The 8,351-nt window shown below is 64.0% G+C and carries 6 protein-coding genes; all 6 read left to right on the top strand.

The window, feature by feature from the left end:
• The coding region (locus ACI38Z_RS08255) for a DNA translocase FtsK (protein WP_439789720.1) at positions 1 to 2,407 on the top strand (2,407 nt) is incomplete at its 5' end.
• Between the two features lie 3 nt (positions 2,408 to 2,410).
• Entirely contained in the window at positions 2,411 to 4,243 is a 1,833-nt protein-coding gene (locus ACI38Z_RS08250; protein ID WP_439789719.1) for a helix-turn-helix domain-containing protein, read from the top strand.
• Between the two features lie 68 nt (positions 4,244 to 4,311).
• Complete coding sequence (locus ACI38Z_RS08245; protein ID WP_439789718.1) at positions 4,312 to 4,809, top strand: YajQ family cyclic di-GMP-binding protein; 498 nt, start codon at positions 4,312 to 4,314, stop codon at positions 4,807 to 4,809.
• Positions 4,775 to 6,157: a 30S ribosomal protein S12 methylthiotransferase RimO gene (gene rimO / locus ACI38Z_RS08240; protein ID WP_439789717.1), complete on the top strand. Its 1,383-nt coding sequence runs from the start codon at positions 4,775 to 4,777 to the stop codon at positions 6,155 to 6,157. Before ACI38Z_RS08245 ends, rimO begins: the two co-directional genes overlap by 35 nt.
• A 4-nt stretch (positions 6,158 to 6,161) precedes the next feature.
• On the top strand, positions 6,162 to 6,761 hold the full coding sequence (gene pgsA, locus ACI38Z_RS08235) for a CDP-diacylglycerol--glycerol-3-phosphate 3-phosphatidyltransferase (protein WP_439789716.1): 600 nt from the start codon (positions 6,162 to 6,164) through the stop codon (positions 6,759 to 6,761).
• Between the two features lie 189 nt (positions 6,762 to 6,950).
• Positions 6,951 to 8,048 carry a recombinase RecA gene (recA, locus tag ACI38Z_RS08230; RefSeq protein ID WP_439789715.1) on the top strand — a complete coding sequence of 366 codons (1,098 nt, stop codon included), beginning with the start codon at positions 6,951 to 6,953 and terminating at the stop codon, positions 8,046 to 8,048.
• The last annotated feature ends 303 nt before the right edge of the window (positions 8,049 to 8,351 follow it).

Here is an 8,351-nt window from a genome sequence, read left to right as displayed (position 1 = left end):
GTTTTTCGTGGAGCACGAGGAGCCCGTCAGCAAGCGCGTGGCCGTGGGCCTCGCGCTCGTGGTCGTGGCGATCCTGGGCATCCTGAGCATCAACATGCCAAACGCGGAGGCGAACCCCGGCCTGGTCATCGCGATGGAGTCCGTCGGCTCGCGCGGCGGCTACGTGGGCGGCGCCGTCGCATGGTGCCTGCTCAAGACCGTGGGTGCCACCGTGGGCAACGTCATCCTCGTGGGCGTCATCGCCGCCGGCTGCATCGTCTGCGGGTTCTCGCTCTCTGACGCCGTGCAGAAGCTGCGCGACCGCATGCAGGGATTTTCCGAGTCCCGCGAGGCGGCGCGCCAGGACCGACTCGCCCGCAGGAACCTCGGCATGGACGGCCAGGCCGCCATGATGGACGAGACCGCAGACATGTACGACGGCGATGCCGTGGAGCCGCTCGGCCGCCGCAAGACGACGCTCCTCAGGCGCAACCGCGCCGAGGCTCCCGCAGACGTGGCACCCGAGGCGACCGACGACGAGGAGGAGCAACCGACGACGCTCCTCTCAAACGCCAAGACGACGCTCCTCAAGCGCCGCAAGAAGCATCCGCCCCTGGACGAGGACGAGGCCGTTCCCGCGGGTACCGCGGGCGAGAAGAACGCGGCCGACGCGGCTGGGGCGGAAGCCGTGGACGCGACGCAGACGGCGCCCGCCACCGCTGCCGCGGTTAAGCCCGAGGAGCCTGCTGTGCCGGACTTCCTGAAGCAGGCCAAGGGCTCGGGCATCGGCAAGGGCGGGTCTTCGGACAGCGCGCATGCCACGACCAGGGCGGCACGTCCTTCTCGCCCGCGCGAGACTCCCGCCGTGCAGACCGCCATCCCGCAGGTTGCGGCTGCCGCGTCGACGGCGGCTCGAAGAGCTGCCGCTCCCAAGGACGTCAGGCGCCCGGGCGACGGGTCGGAGGACTACGAGCTGCCGCCGTTCTCGATGCTGAGCTCCAACCCCAACAGCGCCAACTCGGCCTCCAGCAAGGAGGAGCTGGACGAGACCAAGGAGCGCCTGCAGGGGACGCTGCGCGAGTTTGGCCTCACGAGCCGCGTCGTGGACTACGTGAGCGGTCCGCTCGTCACCACGTTCCGCATCGAGATGGGCGAGGGCGAGCGCGTCAGCAAGATCAAGAACCTGGAGGACGACATCGCCCTCACGCTCGCGGCCGAGAAGGTGCGCATCTTCGCGCCCATCCGCGGCACGTCGTACGTGGGCATCGAGATCCCCAACAGCAAGCGCGCAAACGTGCACCTGGGAGACGTCCTGCCGTACGCGACGGGAGGCCCGCTCGAGGTCGCCATCGGGCGCGACTCGGCGGGAAAGCCCGTCGTGGCGGACATCGCGAAGATGCCGCACATGCTCGTGGCCGGCACCACCGGCTCGGGTAAGTCCGTGCTCATCAACTCCATGGTGATGTCGCTCCTCATGCGCACGACGCCCAAGCAGGTGCGGCTCATCATGATCGACCCCAAGCGCGTCGAGTTCAGCTGCTACAACGGGCTTCCACACCTGTACGTGCCGGTCGTGACCGACCCGCGCCAGGCGGCGAGCGCCCTGCAGTGGGCCGTGTCCGAGATGGAGCGGCGACTCAAGGTGTTCGAGCGCGCGGGCGCCAGGAACATCAAGGTCTACAACCAGATGTGCACGACGGGCAAGCTGTCCGAGATGGACAACCCGCCCGAGCCTATGCCCTACATCGTGGTGGTGATCGACGAGCTGTCCGACCTCATGATGACTGCGGGAAAGGACGTGGAGGCCTCCATCGTCCGCATCGCGCAGCTCGCGCGCGCGGCCGGCATCCACCTGGTCATCGCGACGCAGCGCCCGTCGGCAAACGTCGTGACGGGACTCATCAAGTCGAACATCGACAGCCGCGTCGCGCTCAAGGTGTCCTCGGGCATCGACAGTCGCGTCATCCTGGACGAGACGGGAGCCGAGCGACTGCTGGGCAACGGCGACATGCTCTTCAAGGACCGCGGCCTCGCCCCCAAGCGCGTGCTCGGCTGCTACACCTCGGACGACGAGATAGAGGCGGTCGTGGGGTTCATCCGCGACCAGGCGGAGCCCGACTACCACAACGAGATCCTCTCCCAGGTGGTGCCCGGACAGCCCGGGACTGGCCGTTCCGACGTGGCCGAGGACGATGACCCGCTGGTCTGGGAGGCCGCGCAGATTGTTGTGGACTCTCAGCTGGGTTCGACCTCCGGGCTGCAGCGGCGGCTCAAGGTGGGCTACGCTAGGGCGGGAAGGATCATGGACATGCTGGAGTCCAAGGGCGTGGTGGGACCCCCGGAGGGGTCGAAGCCGCGCGAGGTTCTTTTGGACAAGGACGGCCTTGAGGAGCTCAGGACCGCCGAGGCACAGTTTCGGGAGGTGTAGCACATGGCGCGTCCTCGCTTCAGCGAGATGCTCGTGGACAGGAGGCGGCAGCTGGGCCTTTCCGTAAAGCAGGCCTCGGACGTGCTGCGACTCAAGGAGGACGTCCTCATCGCCTTCGAGGAGGGCGACTTCGACGCCATGCCGAAGAGCGGCTACGCACAGGGCATGCTGTCGAGCTACGCTCGCTACCTCGGGATCAACTCCCGAGAGCTCATAAACCAGTTCACGCGCGACCTGCACGACTGGGAGCGCCAGAGCGCGGCCGCGCGTGCAAGGGCCCGCCGGTCGGCCAGGGGCAGGGGAGACGAGCCCGTGTACGAGCTTCCGGGAGACCAGGAGTCGAGGCGAGCCGGCTACCGCGGCAGCCGCGGTCTTCTCCCCACCTCGGGCGGCTTTGCGGGAGACCTGTCGACGTACTCGACGGTGTCCTCGCCCAGGTCCAGGAACTCGAGGTCGACGCAGCTCGTGAACTACCGTCAGCGCCAGGCCAACCGTGCGGCGGGGTACACCCCGCGCCAGCAGGCGGGATATGGCAGGGGATACCAGGACGACGGCGGCTCGTACCGTCAGGAGGGCTGGGGATACCCCTCGTACGAGGGTCCCGCGACCGAGGTCGGCTACCGAGGCCCAGCAATCGAGGATGCCTACGAGGCCAGGCGCCAGGTGCCGCGCGGCTCATACGACTCCGAGCGTCGCTACACGTCAAGGGACGTCGCGCCGCGAGGCGAGAGGCGCAGGGGAGCGCAGGGGCAGGGCCGCTACCTGAGGCAGGCGGACGAGTACGGAAACTACGCCCGCTACACGGGAAACGAGGGCCAGGCCGAGAGATCGAGCCGCGACAGCGTCGTATACCAGGATGTGCCGGGACAGTACGTTGACGACCTCAGGTACGAGGGCGCACGTCCCTACGAGGCCGCCTCGACGCGTTCGGGCCGCCAGTCCTCGCGAAACATCGCCAACCCGCAGCGTCCCAACGTGCGCCGGCGGCAGTCCTCGCGCCGCGGGCGCGACCAGAGGCAGCGTGCCGAGCGCGACCGTCGCAGGCGGCCGCAGCACGGCGGGCTGCTGGGACTCGTGGAGGCGTTCTTCTCGGACGGAAGAAGGACGATCGCGTTCGCCGTGTTTGCCGCCGCCATCATCATCACGGTGGTCATCATCGCGTCCGTGAGCTCGTGCGTGGGCAACCAGAACGCGACCCCCACAAAGAGCGTCTCGGTCTCCACGTCCAGCACGAAGAGCTCGAGCAGCAATGACGACTCGTCGAGCAGCTCGAGCACTGCCAAGAAGGAGGCCGAGGCAGCTGCCGCGGCAGCCACGGCAAAGAAGACCGCCCAGGAGGAGAAGGACGCGAACACGGTCACGAAGGTGAGCGTATCTGTCGCCAGCGGAGAGGTCTCGTGGGTCGAGATCACCTGCGACGGCAAGAGCGTCGTGGCGGAGCAGATCACCGGGTCGTGGAAGAAGACCTACACGGTTACGGACTCCATCTCGATTCAGGTGAGCAACCCGACGGCGGTCACGGTAAAGAAGAACGGAAAGATCCAGAAGTTCGACTCGAAGACGGCGGGCGTTGGGTCGATCACAATCCAGGGAACCAAGGTCACGAGTACCGACTCGAGCGACTCGAGCTCGTCTGACAGCACAAACTCCACGTCGACCACGAACGGTACGACGTCGAGCACGAGTGACACCACGTCAACAACGTCCGGAACCACGAACAGCACCACGGGGACGACGACTGGCGGAACCTCCAACACGGGCACTACGAGCACTGGTACCAGCACGAGTTCAGGCACCAGCACGAATTCCGGCGCCACGACGACAACGACCACCTAGGCGCGGCTGGCAGTCCACGCCGGACGGGCCTGCCGATTGGGCGCGCTTGGCAGACGAGAGGAGACCACATGGCAAAGGAGTCGAGCTTCGACGTCGTTTCCACCGTCGACCTGCAGGAGGTTGACAACGCCTACCAGCAGGCGGCCCGTGAGCTCACGCAACGCTACGACCTCAAGCAGAGCAACGCGAGCATAGAGTTCTCGAGGAAGGACGAGACGTTCACGGTGTCAGCTCCGTCCGAGTTCGTGCTTGGGCAGGTGCAGGACGTGCTGAATGGAAAGCTCACGAAGCGGGGAATCGAGCTGAGCGCCCTGTCCTGGGGAGACGTGGAGCCCGCGACCGGTGCCACGGTCAGGCGTCGGGCCCGCCTTGTGCAGGGAATCGACAAGGACGTCGCAAAGGCGATATCGAAGGACATCCGCGACCTCAAACTCAAGTGCAAGGCGACGATCGAAGGCGACAAGCTACGCGTGAGCTCCCCATCGAAGGACGTCCTGCAGAACGTGATAGCAGCTCTAAAGGAAAGGGATTATGGACAGCCTCTCCAGTTCACAAACTACCGATAGCGCCACCACCGACACGGAAAACGGACAGAACTGTCTGTTCGTCACGCTGGGGTGCGCCAAGAACGAGGTCGACACCGACCGCATGCGCGCACTTCTCCTCGATGCCGGATACGGCGAGGCGGAGGATGTCGACGGCTGCGACGTCGTGATCATCAACACGTGCTCGTTCCTGGCATCCGCCACGTCAGAGTCGATTGACACCACGCTTGACCTTGCCGACGAGGTAAAATCGGGCGTGAGGAGCAAGCCCATCATCATGTGCGGCTGCGTGCCCTCCCGCTATGGCGACGACCTTGGCGAGCAGCTCCCGGAGGTCTCCGCGTTCGTGAAGGCGGACGAGGAGGACGGCATCGTGTCCGTCGTTGATGGCGTGCTCGGAGTCTCCGGACGAGAAGAGCAGGACGAGTCGGGCGTGACGCTGCGAACCATCGAGGGAACGAGCGCGTTCGTGAAGATCAGCGAGGGCTGCGACAGGTTCTGCGCATTCTGCGCAATACCCTACATCCGCGGTCGCTACCACTCTCGTTCCGAGGAGGACATCCTCTCGGAGGTACGCTCGCTCATGGAGGGCGGCGTCCGCGAGGTAGTCCTCATCGGCCAAGACACGGGAATCTGGGGCAGCGACCTCGGCAGCGGGAAGACCCTCTCGTACCTGCTCCGTCGAGTCGCGGAGGTCGTGCGACCGTACCATGGCTGGATTCGCGTACTGTACCTTCAGCCCGAGGGCATGACCGACGAGCTCGTCTCGACCATCCGAGACGTGGACGAGGTGCTTCCCTACATCGACATCCCCATTCAGCACTGCAACGAGCGCGTGCTCAAGAGCATGGGCAGGAGCGGTTCCACCGAGCAGCTCAGGGAGCTCTTCGCGAGGCTGCGCGAGCAGATTCCCGGCATGGTGCTCAGGACCACGGGCCTTGTCGGCTTCCCGGGGGAGACCGAGGAGGAGTTCGAGGAGCTTCTCGACTTCTTCAAGGAGGAGGAGTTCGACTACATGTCCGTCTTCCCGTACTCCCGCGAGGACGGCACGAAGGCCGCTACGATGGATGGCCAGGTGCCCGAGGATGTTAAGATGGACCGCGCACAGCGGCTGCTCGACGTTGCCGAGGAGCTGGGCTTCTCCGCAACCGCAAAGCATGTTGGGGAGCGGGTCAGGGTTATTGTCGACGGCGTGGACGAGACGGACGACGGCGTCGAGCTCATAGGTCACACGTGGTTCCAGGCCCCGGACTGCGATGGCGCGGTGCACATTGAGTCTGGGGAGGCCACGGTTGGCGACGTGGTGACTGTGGACCTGGTCGACTCGTTCTGCTATGAGCTTGTAGGCGAGATTGTGGATGGAGAATAGCAATATGTCAGACAACAAAAAAAGCATCTGGACCCCGGCAAACGTGGTCACCACAATCAGGGTGATCTTTGTCCCCGTGTGGCTGGCCGCTGCCGAGCTCTGCGGTGCCAGCGATGGCAAGTCGCTCTCTGGTGCGGCGCTGTTTGCGGCGCTCTTCTACATCGTGCTCTCGCTCACGGACAAGCTCGACGGCTATCTCGCACGCAGCAGGAACGAGGTGACGACGTTTGGCAAGTTCCTCGACCCCATCGCGGACAAGCTCGTGGTTATCGTGTCGCTTTGCTTCCTGCTCGAGCAAGGCGAGGTTTCGGCATGGGTGCTCCTCATTATCGTCGCGCGCGAGTTCCTCGTCTCGGGCCTGCGCATGGTAGTCGCGTCCAAGGGCACGGTAATTGCCGCCAGCAACCTTGGCAAGTGGAAGACGGCCACGACCATGGTCTCGATCTCCGGCATCCTGCTCTCCCGTGCGCTGCCTGCAGGGGCGTTCCACACGGGACTCCTTGGGCTCTCCAACTTCCTGCTCATCGTTGCCGTCATTCTGACCGCGTGGTCTGGTATCGACTACTTCATGAAGTCTTGGAAGTTCATCGCAGAAGCAGACTAGGAAAACTTTTCCGAAGTGGGGGGCCGGGAATGTCCTGGCCCCCGTTTTTTGTAAAGGCGACGCCAGCCGGAAGAATCGAACAAGGTATAGGAAAAGTAACTTACAGGGCGCCGTCCTATCATCTATACAGCCCGTTGACATAGAACGGGTGTTCGTATAGTATGCGAGGAAAGGCGGGAGAGGAGCATGATGGCAAAGTCTAAGGGCACCGTTCGTGAGGTTCATGAGAAGACCTATGGAGAAGAGCGTGACAAGATGATCGAGGCGACCACGTCCGAGATCATCAAGAAGTTTGGCAAGGGCTCCATCATGAGGTACGGCGACGACGGCCCGGACCTCGAGATCGAGGCCATCCCGACCGGTTCTCTGGCCTTGGATGCCGCTCTGGGCATCGGTGGTGTGCCGCGAGGCAGAATCATCGAGATCTACGGGCCCGAGTCGTCAGGCAAGACGACACTCTCGCTGGAGATTCTGGCAGAGGCGCAGGCTATGGGCGGTGTCGTGGCGTTCATAGACGCGGAGCACGCGCTTGATCCTGGATATGCGGCAAGAATCGGCGTGGACATCGACGAGGTGCTCATCTCGCAGCCTGACACGGGAGAGCAGGCGCTCGAGATCTGCGACATGCTCGTGCGCTCGGGCGCGATTGACGTGGTCGTTGTCGACTCGGTTGCGGCACTCGTGCCTCGCGCGGAGATCGAGGGTGAGATTGGCGATACTACGGTCGGACTCCAGGCGCGCCTGATGAGCCAGGCACTAAGGAAGCTCGCCGGCTCGCTTGCAAAGTCGAAGACTACCTGCATATTCATCAACCAGCTGCGCGAGAAGATCGGCGTTATGTTCGGCAACCCGGAGACGACGCCTGGTGGTCGCGCGCTCAAGTTCTTCTCGTCCGTGCGCATGGACATTCGCAGAATTGACTCGATTAAGAAGAATGGCGAGGTAATCGGCAACCGCGTGAGGGTCAAGGTCGTCAAGAACAAGGTCGCGCCCCCCTTCAAGCAGGCGGAATTCGACATCATGTACGGGACGGGCATTTCGAAGGAGGGCTCGATACTGGACATGGCAGTCGACTACGGCGTCGTCGACAAGAGCGGTTCTTGGTTTACGTACGAGACGGAGCGACTTGGCCAAGGTCGTGAGGCGGCGAAGGAGTTCCTGGCTGAGAACCCCGATCTGCGTGACGAGATTGACCACAAGGTTCGAGTTGCCTGCGGCCTCGAGCTTGGTGATGAACGTGTTGGAGAGCCCGTGGAGAAGCCTGCCGACGGATCCAAAGAGGAGTAGCGCTTGTGAGTGCTTGGGAAGTCCGACTCCCAGAAGATAAGAGGGCGAGGCTCGGCAAGGGAAGGCCCTGTGCCGAGCTCGTTCTTAAAAGGGGTGAAGGAGAGTCGAGTAGGCGAATTCCCCTGGTTGTAGCGCACCGGATTCTCAAGAGGGACGAGGATGAGGGCCTGGGGAACCTGAGTGTGGACGAGCTATTGGCTCTCGAGGACCGAGCGGAGTAGGTCTTCTGCTCGCAAAGGGCGGAGGACCTGCCGAACAGAAGGGGATACTCCTCGCAAGTGTTGTCCAATAAACTCTGTGCGG

Source organism: Parafannyhessea sp. (assembly GCF_051876455.1).
Lineage (GTDB): Bacteria > Actinomycetota > Coriobacteriia > Coriobacteriales > Atopobiaceae > Parafannyhessea.
Note: the sequence above shows the minus strand (reverse complement) of the source record. Positions and strands in the feature narration are given on the sequence as shown.